14 protein-coding genes and 2 riboswitches are annotated in these 17,425 nt (G+C 47.9%); of the genes, 3 read left to right on the top strand and 11 right to left on the bottom strand.

Annotated features, from left to right (window positions below; all coding sequences use genetic code 11):
• Positions 1-34: 34 nt before the first annotated feature.
• From AMS66_RS01645 to gcvH, 5 genes are all read right to left on the bottom strand, one after another.
• Positions 35-1,186 (bottom strand): mannitol-1-phosphate 5-dehydrogenase, encoded by a 1,152-nt coding sequence (locus AMS66_RS01645; protein ID WP_053779161.1) that lies wholly within the window; start codon positions 1,184-1,186, stop codon positions 35-37.
• Positions 1,183-1,617: a PTS sugar transporter subunit IIA gene (locus AMS66_RS01640; protein WP_024633110.1), complete on the bottom strand. Its 435-nt coding sequence runs from the start codon at positions 1,615-1,617 to the stop codon at positions 1,183-1,185. Before AMS66_RS01640 ends, AMS66_RS01645 begins: the two co-directional genes overlap by 4 nt.
• A complete protein-coding gene (locus tag AMS66_RS01635) occupies positions 1,614-3,722 on the bottom strand; it encodes a BglG family transcription antiterminator (RefSeq protein ID WP_053779160.1) in 2,109 nt (702 codons plus the stop codon). The genes AMS66_RS01640 and AMS66_RS01635 overlap by 4 nt, the downstream gene beginning before the upstream one ends.
• Positions 3,722-5,188, bottom strand: a complete 1,467-nt coding sequence (locus tag AMS66_RS01630; RefSeq protein ID WP_053779159.1) for a PTS mannitol transporter subunit IICB — start codon at positions 5,186-5,188, stop codon at positions 3,722-3,724. Before AMS66_RS01630 ends, AMS66_RS01635 begins: the two co-directional genes overlap by 1 nt.
• A 568-nt stretch (positions 5,189-5,756) precedes the next feature.
• Positions 5,757-6,146, bottom strand: coding sequence for a glycine cleavage system protein GcvH (gene gcvH, locus AMS66_RS01625; RefSeq protein WP_053779158.1), 390 nt, complete (start codon positions 6,144-6,146; stop codon positions 5,757-5,759).
• Positions 6,147-6,493: 347 nt separating this feature from the next.
• Positions 6,494-6,617, top strand: a riboswitch (glycine riboswitch).
• A gap of 3 nt (positions 6,618-6,620) precedes the next feature.
• A riboswitch (glycine riboswitch) is annotated at positions 6,621-6,721 on the top strand.
• A gap of 197 nt (positions 6,722-6,918) precedes the next feature.
• On the opposite strand from gcvH, the gene gcvT reads away from it, so the two are divergent.
• The 3 genes from gcvT to gcvPB all read left to right on the top strand — a co-directional run bounded on the left by gcvT (position 6,919) and on the right by gcvPB (position 10,981).
• Positions 6,919-8,055, top strand: a complete 1,137-nt coding sequence (gene gcvT / locus AMS66_RS01620) for a glycine cleavage system aminomethyltransferase GcvT (protein WP_053779157.1) — start codon at positions 6,919-6,921, stop codon at positions 8,053-8,055.
• Positions 8,052-9,407, top strand: a complete 1,356-nt coding sequence (gcvPA, locus tag AMS66_RS01615) for an aminomethyl-transferring glycine dehydrogenase subunit GcvPA (RefSeq protein ID WP_053779156.1) — start codon at positions 8,052-8,054, stop codon at positions 9,405-9,407. The genes gcvT and gcvPA overlap by 4 nt, the downstream gene beginning before the upstream one ends.
• Positions 9,408-9,541: 134 nt before the next feature.
• Positions 9,542-10,981, top strand: coding sequence for an aminomethyl-transferring glycine dehydrogenase subunit GcvPB (gene gcvPB / locus AMS66_RS01610; RefSeq protein ID WP_053779187.1), 1,440 nt, complete (start codon positions 9,542-9,544; stop codon positions 10,979-10,981).
• A 197-nt stretch (positions 10,982-11,178) separates the two neighbouring features.
• On the opposite strand, the gene AMS66_RS01605 is transcribed toward gcvPB, so the two are convergent.
• The 6 genes from AMS66_RS01605 to ptsG all read right to left on the bottom strand — a co-directional run bounded on the left by AMS66_RS01605 (position 11,179) and on the right by ptsG (position 17,338).
• A complete protein-coding gene (locus AMS66_RS01605; protein WP_144424385.1) occupies positions 11,179-11,619 on the bottom strand; it encodes a (2Fe-2S)-binding protein in 441 nt (146 codons plus the stop codon).
• Positions 11,620-11,635: 16 nt separating this feature from the next.
• Positions 11,636-12,670 (bottom strand): helix-turn-helix domain-containing protein, encoded by a 1,035-nt coding sequence (locus AMS66_RS01600; RefSeq protein ID WP_201782124.1) that lies wholly within the window; start codon positions 12,668-12,670, stop codon positions 11,636-11,638.
• Positions 12,588-12,980 carry an AraC family ligand binding domain-containing protein gene (locus tag AMS66_RS32150; RefSeq protein ID WP_053779153.1) on the bottom strand — a complete coding sequence of 131 codons (393 nt, stop codon included), beginning with the start codon at positions 12,978-12,980 and terminating at the stop codon, positions 12,588-12,590. Before AMS66_RS32150 ends, AMS66_RS01600 begins: the two co-directional genes overlap by 83 nt.
• Positions 12,981-13,225: 245 nt before the next feature.
• The gene (ptsP, locus tag AMS66_RS01590) at positions 13,226-14,938 is read right to left on the bottom strand and encodes a phosphoenolpyruvate--protein phosphotransferase (RefSeq protein ID WP_053779152.1); all 1,713 of its coding nucleotides are present in this window, start codon (positions 14,936-14,938) and stop codon (positions 13,226-13,228) included.
• Complete coding sequence (locus AMS66_RS01585; RefSeq protein WP_024633102.1) at positions 14,931-15,206, bottom strand: HPr family phosphocarrier protein; 276 nt, start codon at positions 15,204-15,206, stop codon at positions 14,931-14,933. Before AMS66_RS01585 ends, ptsP begins: the two co-directional genes overlap by 8 nt.
• Before the next feature lie 77 nt (positions 15,207-15,283).
• Positions 15,284-17,338: a glucose-specific PTS transporter subunit IIBC gene (gene ptsG / locus AMS66_RS01580; RefSeq protein ID WP_053779151.1), complete on the bottom strand. Its 2,055-nt coding sequence runs from the start codon at positions 17,336-17,338 to the stop codon at positions 15,284-15,286.
• Positions 17,339-17,425: the final 87 nt, after the last annotated feature.

Below are 17,425 nucleotides of genomic sequence, written 5' to 3'. Positions count from 1 at the left end.
TGTCGATATTACATTGTATTGAAATGAAGAACGGTTACTTCTGCATTTGTTGATAATGCGCTACAGCTTGCTTCAGTACAGGATGGTTCTCGTCCATGGACGTATACTGGCTGAGTGCTGCTTCAATCCCTTTTTGCTGGATCGTAGTCTGAAGTTCCACCGCTTCCGGGTCTTCGGAAATATCAAACTTGCAGGCAGCCGCCATCCCCATCGCCAGATGTGTTGTCTCCGTTCCGTACTCGTAAGCCTGGAGAGCCGGACGAACCAGACGGTCATTCGGGGACAGTTTCCGCAGCGGAGAACGCCCTACACGAGTTACCTCATCCGTCAGGTACGGGTTAACGAACCGCTCCAGTATTTTGGCAATGTACAGCTGATGGTCATCTGCATTGAATCCAAAACGTTTCACCAAAACTGCCCCGGTTTCCTGCAAGGCCCCATATACGATGGATTTGACTTTTTCATCGGCAATAGCCTTCTGAATCGTATCATACCCGTTCACATATCCAATATAGGCGGCAATACAGTGTCCGGTATTTACGGTGAACAGCTTCCGTTCAATATAAGGCTCCAGATCATCAACATACATTACACCCTCAACCGGTTTGAACGCAGGAGCCATTTGTGAACGGTCAACGACCCATTCATAGAAAGGCTCTACCTGTACATGCAATGGATCTTCATGATGCTGAATCGGCACAATGCGGTCTACGGCTGAATCCGGGAAATACACGTACTGATCCGCAAGCAGGCGAGTGCGCTCATCAAGCAGACCATATACATGTTCTTTCAGCTGAGTGCTGGCTCCAATTGCATTTTCACAGGCAATAATGTGAAGGGGCTGGAAGACATCACCTGTTCCCAGTCTGGTCGTAAGTCCTTTGGCAATACCGGGAGCAATATGTTTCAGTATGCCTACACCTACTGCCGTTGTGATCAGTTCAGCTTCTGCAACGTTTTGAGCAACGGTATCCAGATTGGTTCCATCGATTGCACTCACACCGGTAACTGTCTCCAGGTCCTTGGCCTCGTTAGCCAGTTCAACCGTGTACTCTCCACGCTGCTCTAGAGCCTTAACCAGCTCCTGGTTAACGTCTGAGAAAACCACATTGTAGCCTGCACGGGACAGGATTAAACCGATGAAACCACGTCCAATATTCCCTGCTCCAAAGTGAAGGGCCTTCATAGTTCCATTTCACTTTCCAAAATAGTGATAACTTCTTCAGCGGTTTGAGCATGACGCAGAGCTTCCATGTTCTCTTCCTCAGCGCAGATGACTGCGATGCTGGTCAGGATCTCCATATGTTCTCCACCCTGAGCGGCGATACCAATCACCATATACGCTTTCTCTTCCCCAAAATCAACACCTTGCGGGAACTGAATGACCGATATGCCTGTGGACAGGATGAATGATTTGGATTCCTTCGTGCCGTGTGGAATCGCAAGTCCGTTGCCGACATACGTGGAGACAATCTCTTCACGCTCCAGCATTTTGTCAATGTATTCAGCGGTGATATGTCCCGCGTCTTTCAAAATCTGACCTGCCATACGAATCGCTTCGTATTTGTCCTGAGCCGTTGCATTCATGATGACTTTATCTTTAGTTAACACACTCATGTTTGAATACCTCCAATTTCGGTTTTGCTGCGGTAAAATCCCGCAAGTTCTTGGGACAAGTAATGAATAAGATCATCCCGGTTGCCTTTTTCAAGTAATGCAATCATTTCTTCCTGCAACAATAGCGCACTGATCTCACTCAGTACCTCCAAGCTTTCCTTCGATAACTGTCTCGGTCCAAGCATCAAGAGTACATGACTGACACCTGCCGGGTCTTCCGGCGTGCGCAGAAGCGGCTCTGTCAATTGGAAGAGCGTGATTGAAGGACTTTGAATGCCATCACTGCGTGTATGAAACAGCGCGAGGGAAGTTCCTGGGATTTTCTGGCTTCCAACCGCTTCACGCTCTTCCAGCAGCCTGGCAATCTCGTCTGGATTATTCAACACACCGGATTGATGCAAAACGCTGCACATGGCGTAGGCCGTTTCAAAAAATCCGATCTCCTGGTTATCCAGTGGGAACACCTGAAATTTGCCGATAATCTGTACAATTTCAATCAGGGTGGCTTCCAGCCCAACCGGATCGGTAAATCGTCCTGTTGCCTTTGACTCTGCTTCAGGTGGGGGACTATGTTCCCGCTGAAGCGTCGTTGTCCTGATGAAATGCCTTAAACGTTCACTTTCTTCTGCCGTTAGCAGCGGACTGACCTTGTAGTATTGATGTTTATCCATCGGCAGATCAACGGTAGAGAGAACCAGATCATATTCCGTCTTCGGTATACGTGCGGCTTCATACCAAGACACGCTGTCCACAATCCGAATCTCCGGAATTTCCTTGGACAGGCGGCTCGATAACATCCGTGAAGATCCGATTCCGCTCGTACAGACGACGACAGCCCTGATTTCTCGCTTGAGCACCCGCAGCCGTTCAATGGAAGCACCGAAGTGCATCACCAAAAATCCAATCTCCTCATCCGGCACATCCGTATTGGGCCAAGCCTCTCGCACCGCTTTCTTTACATCCTCAAATAATGATTCATAATCCTTGCGGATTTGCTGAAGCAACGGATTACGGATGAGTTGCCGCCCATCCATTCGTTCCAGCACCGGCTCCATGTGAGCAATCAGACCTTCACGGAGCAGACGATCCTCATGGAACGAATAATGAGTTTTCTCTTGCATTCGATCTGTGAGAGCACGAACCATGTCGAGTAAGACCAGATCGTCTATGGGCAGCAGACGTGAGGAATGAATCGATTGCTCGATTTCAATCAGCAGCCTGTGAAAATAAACCTGCTCCTCGCCCACAAAGTCCATCCCAAGCTGTGCAGACAGAACACCGCACAAACGGGAGGCCAAATATTCTGGCACCTTCCCCTTGTCGCCTTGCAACGGATTTCCAATATCTTTTTTGTCCTGTTGTATGCCCCGACCTATACCATAGCCTTTGCGAATCCGCACAACCGCTACAGACAATTGAATCAGCAGCCTCATATATTGACGCTCCGGAATATTTTCCAACCACTCAATATCCGGCTGCCATAACGCATTTTCGACCGTAAGCACATCTTTATGCCCAATCATTTCCAGTAGTTTACTGTTTACTTTGGAAACGCCCTGCTCCGCTTGTCTACCGAACAAATCGGATTCATCCAGATATTCAAGAGCGAGCGCGGAAATAGCCATGCGATGAGCCAACTCGCTTCCATTGATTTTGACCCCATATCCGCGCCTGCGAACCAGCTTCAATCCCGCCAGATGAATGCGTGGCTCCAGATCGTCCAGATCATTGCTTGCCGTAGACACGGTTACCTTCAGATCTGAGGCCAGCGCAAGCAGCTTCACAGGCTCGGCTTCATCCAGCAAAATACAAAGCATGAAGAGTTTACGCTCTTCGGGCGTAAACTCTACATATTCGTTAAGCTCAAGTTGTTGGCGCAATACGGCCAAATCATCGGAACCGGGATCAATTCGAACCCCGGTTCCCGATTTTTTTTCCAATCTCATGCCAAGGGGCTCAAGCCATTGTTCAATCATCTGCAACTCCCGATGTACGGTACGAGTGCTTACTTTGACCGCAACAGCTATATCGCCAGCAGTTACCTCATGCGGATGCTCCAGCAGGAACTCCACGATCTCACGCTGTCTCCTTGTAATATTACTCATCAGGAGTCGGATTTGAGGCGCTCCACCAGTGCCTCATATTCAGGACTCTTCAGGAAGTTATCGATGGAAATATGCTCTGCATTTGGAGCCACGGTTCTGGCCCGGTCTGTCAATGTTTTCTGTGTGATGACGATGTCGGCATCTTGCGGAATCTCACTGATCGCAGTGTTGGTTACAGCGATATCCACACCGGCTGCCTTCATTTTCTTACGCAGAATCGAGGCCCCCATGGCACTCGAACCCATACCTGCATCACAGGAAAATACAATTTTATTGATATCCGTTTTTACTGCCGAAGAAGCAATATCAGCCGCACGGTCAGCTTCCCGATTGTCTTTGTCAACGGTGAGGTTGCCCGTTTTGCCCTGATTTTTCATATCTTTCATACGGCTGGAAGCACTATCCAGATCCTCATCATCCTTCTTTTTACCTGTTTTGAGCAGCACAGATGCCACAAGGAAGGAAATGATCGCAGCTACGGCTACCCCTGCAAACATGCCAAGATATCCACCCTTAGGTGTTAACAACGAGTAGGCAATGATACTTCCCGGTGACGGTGCTGAAACCAAGCCAGCTCCTGTCAGCATGAAGGTCAATGTACCCGCTACACCACCAGCCATTGCAGCCAGAATCAGTATCGGTCTCATCAGAATGTAAGGGAAATAAATCTCGTGAATCCCGCCAAAGAAATGGATGATTACAGCACCTGGAGCGGAAGATTTGGCTGATCCCCGACCGAAGAAGCAGTATGCCAGCAAAATGCCGAGTCCAGGTCCTGGATTGGATTCAAGCATGAATAATACAGATTGACCGAGTTCTCTTGCTTGATCCGTACCAATCGGTGTCAGAATCCCATGGTTGATGGCATTGTTCAGGAATAATACTTTTCCTGGCTCAATGATCAGATTGACCAGCGGGAGAAGACCAGCATTCATCAAGGTTTCTACCCCAGCCGATAACACCTTGCTAATCGCTTCAACGAAAGGCCCGATGCCTTTAAGGGCTAGAAGGGCCAAAATCCCACCAATAATACCAGCGGAGAAGTTGTTAACCAGCATCTCAAACCCTGATTTGATTTTGCCATCGACAGCCTTGTCAAATTTCTTAATGACCCAGGCTCCCAATGGTCCGGCAATCATCGCACCAAGAAACATTGGGATGTCACTGCCGACAATAACCCCGATGGTCATTATTGCACCGACTACACCACCACGTTGGCCGTGTACCATGGTACCGCCTGTATAACCGATAAGCAAAGGCAGCAAATATTTGATCATTGGATCAACCAGCAATGCAAAATCTGCGTTAGGGAACCATCCTTTTGGAATGAACAATGCCGTAATCAGACCCCAGGCGATAAATGCACCCATGTTCGGCATAACCATACCGCTCAGGAAACGTCCAAACTTCTGAACGCCGACCCGTATTCCTCCGCTTTTTTCGGACTTTGCGTCCACTGAACTCATACTGAAAACCTCCTCAACATATTAAACCTTAATTCCACTGAATTTTGACACGATGATCCAGACGAACGAAGGTACAAATCTGTAATAAATCTTAATTTCACAACCATATCGTAAATGAAAACGGTATCTTCTACAACGAAATGAAAACCTACTTCCGTCATGAACGTTGATGACAAGATTTAAATTTGAAGGATTGTCCCATATTTAAGCCTTGTATATGGAATGGAACCTGTTATTCCCTTTCATGTATCATACCCACGAGTTGCCCCATTTTAATGACAAATAAAATTGTAAATTTATTCTATTTCATCGAGCTGTTTCTATCCTCATTCAGGAATGATGATGAAACACGTTAGGGTTATATTCATTTCATCCAAGCCCTCTGATAACAACGACAAAAAAAAGCGCAATTGCTCATCCCGTTACAGGTGAGGCAATTGCGCCTAAGTATTCCGAATTAGCAGTATTACCATCCGGATCTATAATCAATCGTTTCATTCTTTTCACGTTAAACAGACTTTTGCCTCAAGCTGAAGCTCAATCTCCCGCGGAGAATTGAACCCAAATTTTATTCCGTATGTGTACGATACGCATCCGCATTCATCAATGTGGACAGTGCTGCTGTCAGATCGCCCTCAACACGGATTTCGATCATCCAGCCTTCCTCATATGGAGAGTTATTTACCAGCTCTGGGGAATCCTGCAGTGCGTCATTCACAGCAACAATTGTTCCACTGACAGGAGAAAACAAATCCGAAACAGTTTTGACGGATTCAATTGTTCCGATGCTGTCTTCCGATTTTACATCCGATTCAAGGTCAGGCAATTCCACAAACACAATGTCACCCAGCTGATGCTGCGCAAACTCGGTAATGCCAATACGTACGGTATCCTCCCCTACGGTCTGCACCCATTCGTGCTCTTCACTGTACAGGAAATCACTTTTCAATTCGCTCATCGATATCCGCCTCGCTTTTCATTAAATGAGTGCATGCGTTTCTTTGACCTTAACCTTTTTCCCAGAACATAGCGTATGATATTTTAGAATCAAATGTCAAGATACCTTACAATTTATTTAATTCCCTTCCTTATATGCCCGTAACTCAAATGGACTATCCCTACATATAATGGTGAATATTAGAAAAGTAAGCGCACTCTTTATAAATAGACGAACATTATAAAATGAATTAAAAATATCATTCGGATTTCTTGTTAGTTTCTATGATATCGTTCTTGACATCAATAGTCGATTCAGGCTTTAATGAGAGTAGTAAATGTGTTTATTGGTCTATGCAATACCCGCGGATGAATGTAAAGGGAGAGATTACCCTTGGCACCCGAATCAGGGTGTACATGCGGTAACGCCGAAGGAGTAAACCACCGACAAGCGGGAGGTGAATCTCTCAGGCAAAAGGACTTTTACGGGACGCAACTCTGGAGAGCATCTATTCGCCCTGTGCGGGCGTTATGATCACCCAAGGGGAAACCTGCTGCATCATGCGGCGGGGTAACTCTCAGGTACCAAGGACAGAGCCTAAGAATACAGCGTGCTTCTGGCATGCCGGTTCTTTGGCCTGTCCTTTTCCTTTTTCCCAAAAAAACGAAAACAGGTTATAGAGCGGCGCTGCCTACAGCGTCCTTTCCTTACTTTTATAATAAAAGTTGATGCCAGATTCATTGATCCACGGTTATACACTCGGCCGGTTGACGGCCCATGACGAGGTGATTGGATGTCTGATTTGCTTAGAACCCCACTCTTTCCACTCTATCAGCAATATGAAGGCGTACGATGCATTGATTTTGGTGGCTGGGAGCTCCCTGTACAATTCAGTGGAATTCAGAAAGAGCATGAAGCGGTGCGAGAACGTGCCGGATTATTTGATGTATCCCACATGGGTGAATTCACCGTTCAAGGTGAAAATGCGGAAGCCTTTTTACAACACATGACCACCAATGATGTAACAACACTCGTTCCCGGTCAGGCCCAATATACGTTAATGTGTTATCCGGATGGCGGCGTGGTCGATGATCTGCTGATCTATAAACTTAAAGACCAGCAGTATATGCTGGTTGTTAATGCCTCCAACATCGACAAGGACTGGGCATGGCTGCAACAGCACATGACGCCAGGCGTAACGATGACCAATGATTCGGAACAAACGGCGCTGCTTGCCCTGCAAGGTCCACTGGCTGTGGATATTCTAGGAACGTTGACAGACACCGATGTGTCTTCGATAGAGCCTTTCCGTTTTGTGCCAAATGCGAAGGTATGTGATGTTACATTGCTATTATCCCGCACCGGATATACGGGTGAAGACGGCTTTGAACTCTATGTTCCTGCCGAACAGGCCGCTGCGGTCTGGAATGGATTGATGCAAGCGGGGGAAGGTTACGGACTCGTTCCAACCGGACTGGGTGCCCGCGATACGCTGCGCTTTGAAGCCAAGCTTCCCCTGTATGGACAGGAACTGTCTGCAACCATCTCGCCGCTGGAGGCTGGTGTGGGCATGTTTGTGAAGCTGAATGCTGGACCTTTTATCGGACATGAAGCCTTATTGCGACAAAAAAATGACGGGCCTGCCCGCAAGTTGGTCGGCATCGAAGTACTGGAGCGTGGCATTCCCCGCCCCCATTATCCTATATACGCTGAAGGCGTACAGATTGGTGAAGTGACCACTGGCACCCAATCTCCTACGCTGAAACGCAATCTAGGGCTGGCCTTGATTGAAAGCAAATATGCTGCACTGGGTACCTCGCTAGAGATTGAGATTCGCGGTAAGAAACTGAAAGCCGAGGTCGTGAAGACCCCTTTTCATAAACGGACACGTGCGCCAAAGACACCTACTCAAGGAGCTGAGCAAGCATGAGCAAGCACCGTTACATTCCCATGACCGAGCAGGATCAGAGTGCCATGCTGGCAACCATCGGTGTGGAAACGATTGAGGATCTGTTCCATGACATTCCACAGGAGATTCGCTATCAGGGTGAACTGCCTGTTTCCTCCAAACTGGATGAATATGCACTGACACGTCATATGTCGAAGCAAGCGGGAGCCAATGCCAACTTCGAGACACACGCCAGCTTTCTGGGGGCAGGCATTTATGATCACCATGTTCCCTCCGTCATTAATCATGTCATCTCCCGTTCCGAGTTTTATACAGCCTACACACCCTATCAACCCGAGATCAGCCAAGGAGAATTACAGGCAATTTTCGAGTTTCAATCCTACATCTGTGAATTAACAGGCATGGCTGTAGCCAATGCCAGCATGTACGATGGTGCGACTGCATTTGCGGAAGCAGGCAATCTGGCCGCAGCAGCAACTCGCCGCAAACAGCTGATTGTGTCACGTACCGTACACCCCGAATCCCGTCAGGTATTGCAGGCTTATGCACACGGCCTCAATCTGGAGATTGTCGAGATTGGGTATAAAAATGGTGTAACAGACTGGGATGCCCTGCAAGCCGCCGTGTCCGATGACACCGCAGCCGTCATGATCCAGAGCCCGAACTTCTTCGGCGCCGTGGAAAATGTAAAACAGGCCGCAGACCTTGCGCATGCGCACAAGGGTCTGCTCGTGGTCAGTGCCAACCCGCTGTCGCTGGGTCTGCTGGAAGCCCCAGGCAAGCTGGGTGCTGACATCGTCGTTGGCGACGCACAGCCCCTTGGTATCGCTGCTTCACTTGGCGGCCCAACATGCGGCTACTTCGCCGTATCCCAGGCTCATATGCGCCGGATTCCTGGCCGAATTGTTGGCCAGACAACCGACCGCAATGGCAAGCGTGGTTTTGTACTCACGCTGCAAGCACGTGAACAGCATATTCGCCGTGAAAAGGCGACGTCCAACATCTGTTCCAACCAGGCTTTGCTCGCGCTGAGCGCCTCTGTCTATATGTCCATCATGGGTAAACAAGGCATGATCGATGTCGCTGATTTGAATTTGCAAAAGAGCCATTATGCCCTTAACACGCTTACCGCAATTTCAGGGGTCTCTCTTACATTTGCTGCACCAACTTTCAATGAGTTTGTTATCCAACTGCCTGAAGGAACGAACGTGGATGCCCTGCAACTGAAATTACTCGATGCCGGTTTCATTGGCGGGTATGAACTTGGAAGGGATTATTCCGAGCTCGCCGGACATATGCTCATTGCCGTTACCGAACGACGCAGCAAGGAAGAAATAGACGAATTCGCACGTGTATTGGAGGGATCGCTGTGACTCAGGAAACGACAACAAAGACAACTTCAGCAACAGGACACTCGGAAACAGTAACCTCAGTCTCCACTTCGGGCCAGACGGAAACAGTTACAAAATTCTCTGCCCAAGCTGCCTCTTCAGCACCGGAGCAATCGTTGATTTTTGAACTCAGCAGTCCGGGTCGAGTTGCATACTCCTTGCCAGAATGTGACGTTCCCCGGCAGGCTGCCGATTCCCTGATTCCCCGGGAAATGCTTCGATCGGAAGCAGCAGCATTGCCTGAGGTTTTTGAAGTTGACGTCATTCGCCACTACACTGCTCTGTCTCGTCGTAATTTCGGAATAGATAACGGATTCTATCCGCTAGGTTCTTGTACGATGAAATATAATCCGAAGATTAATGAGGATGTGGCCCGTTACAACGGATTCGCCAAAATTCATCCATATCAGCACGAATCCAGCATTCAGGGTGCACTTGAACTGCTCTACACGTTGCAAAATGACCTTGCTGGCCTGACCGGCATGGACGCCGTTACGCTGCAACCAGCCGCTGGCGCACATGGCGAATGGACCGGACTCATGATGATCCGGGCCTACCACGAAGGTCGTGGTGAACAGCGTACGAAAGTCATCGTACCGGATTCTTCTCATGGCACTAACCCGGCAAGTGCAACCGTTGCAGGTTTCGAAACGATAACGATCCCTTCCCGTGCAGACGGTCTGGTAGATCTGGACGCACTCCGTGCAGCTGTTGGTTCGGATACCGCAGCGCTGATGCTGACCAACCCGAACACACTCGGACTTTTTGAAAAAGACATTCAGGAGATTGCCTCCATCGTGCATGAGGCTGGTGGCTTGCTGTACTACGATGGTGCCAACTCCAATGCCATTATGGGCATCACCCGGCCTGGCGATATGGGCTTCGACGTAGTACATCTGAATTTGCATAAAACAATGAGCACTCCGCACGGCGGTGGTGGACCTGGTGCCGGCCCAGTTGGCGTAAAGAGCCGCTTGATTCCGTTTCTGCCGAAACCGATGGTCATCAAAAATGATGAGGGCATATATGCGTTGGATCGCGAAGGTGATCAATCCATTGGCCGGGTCAAAGCGTATTACGGCAACTTCGGTATTCTGGTCCGTGCCTATGCCTACATTCGTACCTATGGACCTGAAGGCTTGCGCCGGGTATCGGAATGTGCGGTGCTCAACGCCAACTACATGATGGCCCGTCTCGCACCTTACTACGAGATTCCGTATCCAGGCGTGTGCAAACACGAATTCGTTATGTCTGGCCGGGGGCTAAAACAGTACGGGGTACGGACACTGGATGTTGCCAAACGATTGCTTGATTTTGGATATCACCCGCCAACCGTGTACTTCCCGCTGAACGTTGAGGAGTGCATCATGATCGAGCCGACGGAAACCGAGAGCAAAGAAACACTTGATGGGTTCATCGATACGATGATTCGCATTGCCAAGGAAGCAGAAGAGACACCTGAATTGGTACTCAATGCCCCTTATGGTACACCGGTTACCCGTCTGGATGAAACAACAGCGGCCCGTAAGCCTGTACTGAACTGTGCTTGTAGTTGAAAGTTAATCTAAATTAAAGCTTGCATACGCTCATGCCCGCAACCGAACCATGATCTATTCTAGGGTTTCGGGCATGAAAATTAAAATGGAAACATATTCAGTCGTTGATATTCGTTTATAAATGACCAAAAAACAGCCGCACTGTGTGCGGCTGTTTTAATTCTTTTATCCGTCATCTTTATCTCATTATCTTCCGTCTAGGGCTCCCAATTGGACCGTTCCTTCTTACCCAAACGCGGACAGGTATAACAATAAGAGCGTCCTTGTCGAAAATATTGCAGGCAACAGACATTTTTGATCGAAAGTCTCTTCGAAGGCTCCAGCGGATGATCAATCATCCGAACCCTGACGCGAAGCGGATTCTTGGCCAGACCAAATACGTCAGCTTCCAGACCAGTTTGCACCAACTGTTCATCAGCCGCAAACTGACGCAAAAGAGTTTCATCATTCGGATACGCATCATGGATGTTCTCCCTGTAGTTTTGCAGCGACGTTGGCAACTGCCCCCACAACATGCTCACATACAACCCGGAAGCATCGGACAAACACTCCATAAGTGGACGTGCAGTCTGACTGTAAAAACGTCTAAATTCTGCTTCGAGCCAGGCCATTCTTCCTTTCGAATCATTAGGAGCCAAATTGACCTCCAATTTCTCAAGCTGAAAAGCAATTCTTGTATAACCGGTTTCCTGCATCAAATGTACACTCAGATTGGCTAGCGAGAAATTGGGAGCTGCATGATGGACGGATACGGTATATTGCAGCCCAGCTGCCACATCGCCGAACCAACTCGTGAAATAGGCTGTTACGTCTTACTTTGCGGTAAACCGCTTCAGCCTTACCATCGTAATCCGACAGCCACGTCTCCGCTTCTTCCCGATGCTCCATGACTTCTGCAATGGTTCGAAGCTGTTGACGCCAGTCTGCGGATAACCAAGGGATGGCAACTGTAGGCGCAATCTGCTCCAGCTCTTTTCGCGATCGCTCGGCCAGAATGTCGGTGCAGAAAATAAGCTCCGGCTCCGACGCACGCAATCGATCCACATTTTCTTGCCAGACCTGCCCCTCCCCCAGCTCATAAGAGTGCAGACGGGTCATTCGGTTGTATAACTCATGATTTGGATAAAAGGCAGCTGCCTTCGGGAGCAGGCCAAGTGCCAGTAAACTGCCCGAGATTGGATCAGAGACACTTACGATACTGTATCTGCGGCTTTTGACAAACGCGTTGGGTGAAAGTCCCATCTTCTGTTTGAATCTGCGGCTAAAATAAAACTCATCTTCATAGCCCACTCGAATTGCGGTCTCTTTCACACCGTCACCTGACAAAAGAAGCTCCTTAGCCCGTTTCATTCTGACATCCATCAAATAAGCCGTAGGAGTCTTTCCTGTGTATTGTTGAAATGCCAACGAAAAATATCCCGGGCTCAGGCCAGCGAGCTTGGCCAATTCATCTCGTTTTAACTCATGATCCAGATGTTCAATCATATAATCGGCAACACGGGCTATCGCAGCAGGGGTTGGTTCAACGCTTTCCGACTTAGCCTCCGCTTTAACAAGTAAAGTCATCAGACCGTATAACAGAACCTGTCTATTGAAGTGTTCCTCGTCACCAGCGGCCTCCAATTGAAGTAATCGCTCGCAAGAGAGAGCGAGTTGTTGCAGGTCTTTGCACCCAAATAACCCCTCCATAAAGACATTGGTAGCGATCATCTTCTGTTCCCCGCCCAATTCGTATATCGAAACGGACCAAAGAGCCTTTTAGAAGCTGCTCATCCGCCGCCAGCTTAAACCTCTGCCCAGGTGCCAGCAAATAGACCTCCCCTTCGTTCAGTCGGGATATATGTTCATTCGATACCAGAGTTCCGGAACCACTTGTACAAAGAACTGCGGTATGTTCAGCTATTGCAGGATGAACAACTTCTCCATTCCAGGGAACTTCAAACGAATCGATACTGCTATATTTAAGCATCTTGTCTGCCTTCTTTTCATTGATCTTCATGGTAACCCTACTTTCTCCCTCAGCATGATATCCATTGATCTTTTTGCTCAGTTATCCTAATGATAATGATTTTCAACCAAGAAACAAACGGAAAAATGTAACTTTTCCGCAGAATAGACATATCGGCTTAAAAATAAAAAAAGCCGGCATCTGCTGTAACAACAGATACCGGCAAAATCGCTGCAAGACTGCAGCTTTTTTATCGGAAAAAGAAACCCTTAAAATCGGGTAGAAACCCCATAAAATTACGCTTGTATGCTTTGAACCAGTTCAACGACTTGTTCAGCCGTTTGCATATCCAGAGCTTTAGCAGCAAGCTCTTGCATGTCTGCACGGGACAGCTTGGTGATCTGACTACGAGCTGGCAGAATGGATGTTGCGCTCATGCTGAACTCATCCAATCCGAGACCGAGCAGCAAGGGAATTGCTGTTTCGTCTCCGGCCATCTCTCCACACATGCCAACCCATTTGCCTTCACCGTGTGCTGCATCAATGACCATTTTAACCAAACGCAAGATGGCAGGGTTATATGGTTGATAAAGATACGACACACGCTCATTCATACGGTCAGCAGCCATTGTGTATTGAATCAGATCGTTTGTTCCGATACTGAAGAAATCCACTTCTTTGGCAAATTGATCCGCCAGAACCGCAGTCGAAGGAATTTCGACCATGATTCCCAGTTGGATGCTGTCTGACACAGCAATACCTTCAGCTACCAGCTTCTCCTTCTCTTCAAGCAGGACAGCCTTCGCTTCACGGAATTCACCCAGTGTTGCAATCATTGGGAACATGACACGCAGGTTACCATGTACGCTTGCACGCAGCAATGCACGCAATTGCGTACGGAAAATATCCAGACGATCCAGACACAGACGAACTGCGCGGAAACCGAGGAATGGATTCATTTCTTTTGGCAGATCCAGATATGGAAGCTCTTTGTCTCCACCAATGTCGAGTGTACGAACGACAACAGGTTTACCTTCCATTTTCTCCAGTACAGCCTTGTAAGCATTGTACTGAATGTCTTCGGAAGGAAGCTTGTCTCTGCCCATGTACAGGAACTCGGTACGGTACAGGCCTACAGCCTCGCCGCCATTTTCCAGAACACCTGCAACATCATTCGGAGTACCGATGTTGGCTGCCAGTTCCACATGAACGTTATCCACCGTCACGGTTGGTTCATCACGCAGTTTTCTCCACTCGGCACGTTGTGCATCGTATTGCTCCTGTTTGGAACGATACTCAGCAATAACATCATCCGTTGGATTAACCAGTACATGACCGTCCAAACCATCAACGATAATCATATCGCCTTGTTTCGCTTGAGCCAGAATGTCCTTAGTTCCAACAACAGCCGGGATTTCAAGCGAACGAGCCATGATAGCGGAGTGAGAAGTACGTCCACCAATATTGGTTGCAAAACCTTTTACATATTGACGGTTCAGTTGAGCCGTGTCGGAAGGCGTAAGATCCTCCGCAAGCACGATCACTTCTTCGCTAATCTCAGCCGGGCTCATGAATTCGATACCAAGCAAGTGATTCAGCACACGTTTGGTTACATCACGCATATCTGCAGCACGTTCCTGCAGGTAAGCACTCTTCATGTTTTCAAACATTTCGATAAATTGCGCTGCTGTTTCGTTCAATGCGAATTCCGCATTAATCTTATCATCCGATATTTTTGCTTTAACCGGATCAATCAGTTCCGGGTCATTCAGAATGAGCAAATGCGAAGCAAAAATCTCAGCTTTTTTCTCGCCAAGCTCTTGTAAAGTACGCTCTTTGATCGCCTCAAGCTCAGCCTGGGACTTGCCCAGAGCCGAGTCGAGTTTCGCGATCTCTGCGTCAACGTCGTTGATTTCGCGTTTTTCTACAGAGTAATTGGGATGCTCCAAGATAAACGCCTTGGCGATAGCAATACCCGCCGAAGCCGCGATCCCAGAAACATTAAGCATTAATTTCGCCCAGCCCTTCGTTAACCATAACATCTGTCAAAGCTTGAAGAGCTTCAGCTTCGCCTTCGCCTTCAACGATGATGTTGATGGTGTCGCCTTGTTCCAGACCCAGGGAAAGTACACCCAGGATGGATTTCAAAGTTACTTTTTTACCGTTAGCTTCTGCAAAGGATTCTGCACCTTTGAATTTGTTTGCTGTATTAACCAGGGCTGTCGCCGGACGTGCGTGGATACCATCTTCGTCTGTAATTCTGAATGTTTGTTGCATTACAATCATCTCACTTTCAATAATTTAGTTTAGGCATTGCATATATTTACACTTGCTTGCCATTGTCGTAACACTTCTTATTTTATCTCAATGATTGGCTGATCGCCAATTTTCAGTACCCCGCTCTTCTTGAGCGTGACTGTTGAACCTTCCGGCAGGTTGGTGAAAATGACCGGAGAGATAATCGACGGAGCATTGGCTTTCACATACTCCAGATCCACTTCCATAATTGGTTGTCCGGCCGATACCAGATCGCCTTCCTGCACAAGCACGTTAAAGCCCTTACCTTTCAGCTTCACCGTGTTGACACCTATATGAACAAGCACTTCCTTGCCTCCGTCCGACATAATGCCCACGGCATGTTTGCTCGGAAATACGTTAAACACCTTACCGTATACAGGAGAAGTGATCTTGCCATCATGAGGCAGAACAGCAAAGCCGTCACCTGTCATTTTCTCAGCAAAGACCGGATCAGGAACGTTTGTGATATCCATCAATTCGCCGTTAACTGGCATAACGATGTCTTCCGTTATAATACGTTCGCCTTCTTCACCTTGCGCCTTTTCCTGTTCAGGAGCTGGCTTATCCACAGCTGCTGGAGCTGGTGCCGGTGTCCGTCCTGCAATGATATCCTGCATTTGGGATTTGATCGTATCTGAACGTGTACCGAAGATGGCCTGTACATTATTACCCACTTCAAGTACGCCAGATGCACCCAATTGTTTCAAACGATCTTTATTTACACTGGATTTCTCATTTACTTCAATCCGCAAACGAGTAATGCAGGCATCCAGATGTTTGATATTCTCTTGCCCACCGAATGCAGCAAGGATATTGTGAGGCAGATCATCCGTAGAACCTGAACCTCCGCCCGAAGCTGTTTCAGGAGTTGCCTCTTCACGTCCTGGTGTTTTCAGATTGAATTTGCGAATGATGAATCGGAATCCGAAATAGTAAATCACTGCAAGAATCAAACCTACGATAATAACATCCCACCAAGGTGTACGATTCGGGATGATCCCGAAGATCAGGAAGTCAATAAATCCGCCGGAGAACGTCATCCCGATTTTGACTCCAAGAATTTGCATCGTCATGAAAGACAAACCTGCGAAGATACAGTGTACTGCAAACAGGATTGGTGCTACAAACAGGAATGAGAACTCAAGCGGCTCTGTAATCCCTGTGAGGAAAGAAGTAAGCGCAGCTGATCCCATGATCCCTGCAACATACTTTTTGTGCTCTGGTCTTGCTTCATGGTACATCGCAAGCGCCGCAGCTGGCAAACCGAACATCATGAACGGGAATTTACCAACTTGGAACGTTCCCGCTGTAAGGTTCACACCATCTCGCAGTTGATTGAAGAAAATTTGCTGGTCTCCACGAATGACATCCCCAGCTTTGTTCACATATTCACCGAACTCAAACCAGAACGGCGAGTAGAAAATATGATGGAGACCGAACGGAATAAGTGACCGTTCTACGACTCCGAAAATGAATGCCGATAATGTCGGACTTGTATCTACCATGAAGTGAGATACAGAATTCAGCCCATTTTGAATTGGAGGCCAGATGACGACCAGAAGCAACCCGATTAAGAGAGAAACGACTGAAGTGATAATCGGGACAAAGCGTTTACCTGCAAAGAAACCGAGGTAAGACGGCAGTTCGATTTTGAAAAATCGATTGTAGCATAGCGCGGCGGTAATACCTATGATAATACCTCCGAAAACGCCCGTACTCAATGTAGGGATACCCAATATGCTGGCATAACCTGGTACTTCACCGATCATGGCTGGTGTAACACCAACAGCCGTACCCAGAGTCACGTTCATGACCAAGTAACCGATAATGGCCGCAAGACCTGCGACACCTTCGCCTCCGGCCAGCCCGACGGCTACCCCGACAGCGAACAGCAATGCCAGATTATCAAATACGATCTGACCCGCATTCATCATAATCGTTGCGATTGAGCTAACCCAGGGGGTATCTAGCACTGTAACATATTGCAGAAAATCCGGATTCACAAGCATGTTACCAATTCCTAGCAGTAAACCTGCCGCTGGTAAGATGGCTACAGGTAGCATAAGAGCTTTACCTACTCTTTGCAATACACCAAAAAGCTTTTTGAACATTGTGTCGTATTCACCCTTTCTTTTAAATTTTTATGTTGTGATGCAAGCAAGGGAAAACAAAAAAAGGCACGAGTTAATAAAGGAAAT

The organism is Paenibacillus xylanivorans (genome assembly GCF_001280595.1).
Classification (GTDB): Bacteria; Bacillota; Bacilli; order Paenibacillales; family Paenibacillaceae; genus Paenibacillus; species Paenibacillus xylanivorans.
The sequence above is the reverse complement of the archived record's forward strand: the minus strand, read 5'-3'. Positions and strand labels throughout refer to the sequence as shown.

Bases quoted from the DNA above. Each gene is read 5' to 3' on its own strand.
- AMS66_RS01630 (WP_053779159.1), bottom strand. From the start codon at position 5,188: ATGAGTTCAGTGGACGCAAAGTCCGAAAAAAGCGGAGGAATACGGGTC.
- gcvPA (WP_053779156.1), top strand. From the start codon at position 8,052: ATGAGCAAGCACCGTTACATTCCCATGACCGAGCAGGATCAGAGTGCC.
- ptsP (WP_053779152.1), bottom strand. From the start codon at position 14,938: ATGCTTAATGTTTCTGGGATCGCGGCTTCGGCGGGTATTGCTATCGCC.
- AMS66_RS32150 (WP_053779153.1), bottom strand. From the start codon at position 12,980: ATGAAGATCAATGAAAAGAAGGCAGACAAGATGCTTAAATATAGCAGT.
- AMS66_RS01645 (WP_053779161.1), bottom strand. From the start codon at position 1,186: ATGAAGGCCCTTCACTTTGGAGCAGGGAATATTGGACGTGGTTTCATC.
- gcvT (WP_053779157.1), top strand. From the start codon at position 6,919: ATGTCTGATTTGCTTAGAACCCCACTCTTTCCACTCTATCAGCAATAT.
- gcvH (WP_053779158.1), bottom strand. From the start codon at position 6,146: ATGAGCGAATTGAAAAGTGATTTCCTGTACAGTGAAGAGCACGAATGG.
- AMS66_RS01600 (WP_201782124.1), bottom strand. From the start codon at position 12,670: ATGGAGGGGTTATTTGGGTGCAAAGACCTGCAACAACTCGCTCTCTCT.
- ptsG (WP_053779151.1), bottom strand. From the start codon at position 17,338: ATGTTCAAAAAGCTTTTTGGTGTATTGCAAAGAGTAGGTAAAGCTCTT.
- AMS66_RS01585 (WP_024633102.1), bottom strand. From the start codon at position 15,206: ATGCAACAAACATTCAGAATTACAGACGAAGATGGTATCCACGCACGT.
- AMS66_RS01640 (WP_024633110.1), bottom strand. From the start codon at position 1,617: ATGAGTGTGTTAACTAAAGATAAAGTCATCATGAATGCAACGGCTCAG.
- AMS66_RS01635 (WP_053779160.1), bottom strand. From the start codon at position 3,722: ATGAGTAATATTACAAGGAGACAGCGTGAGATCGTGGAGTTCCTGCTG.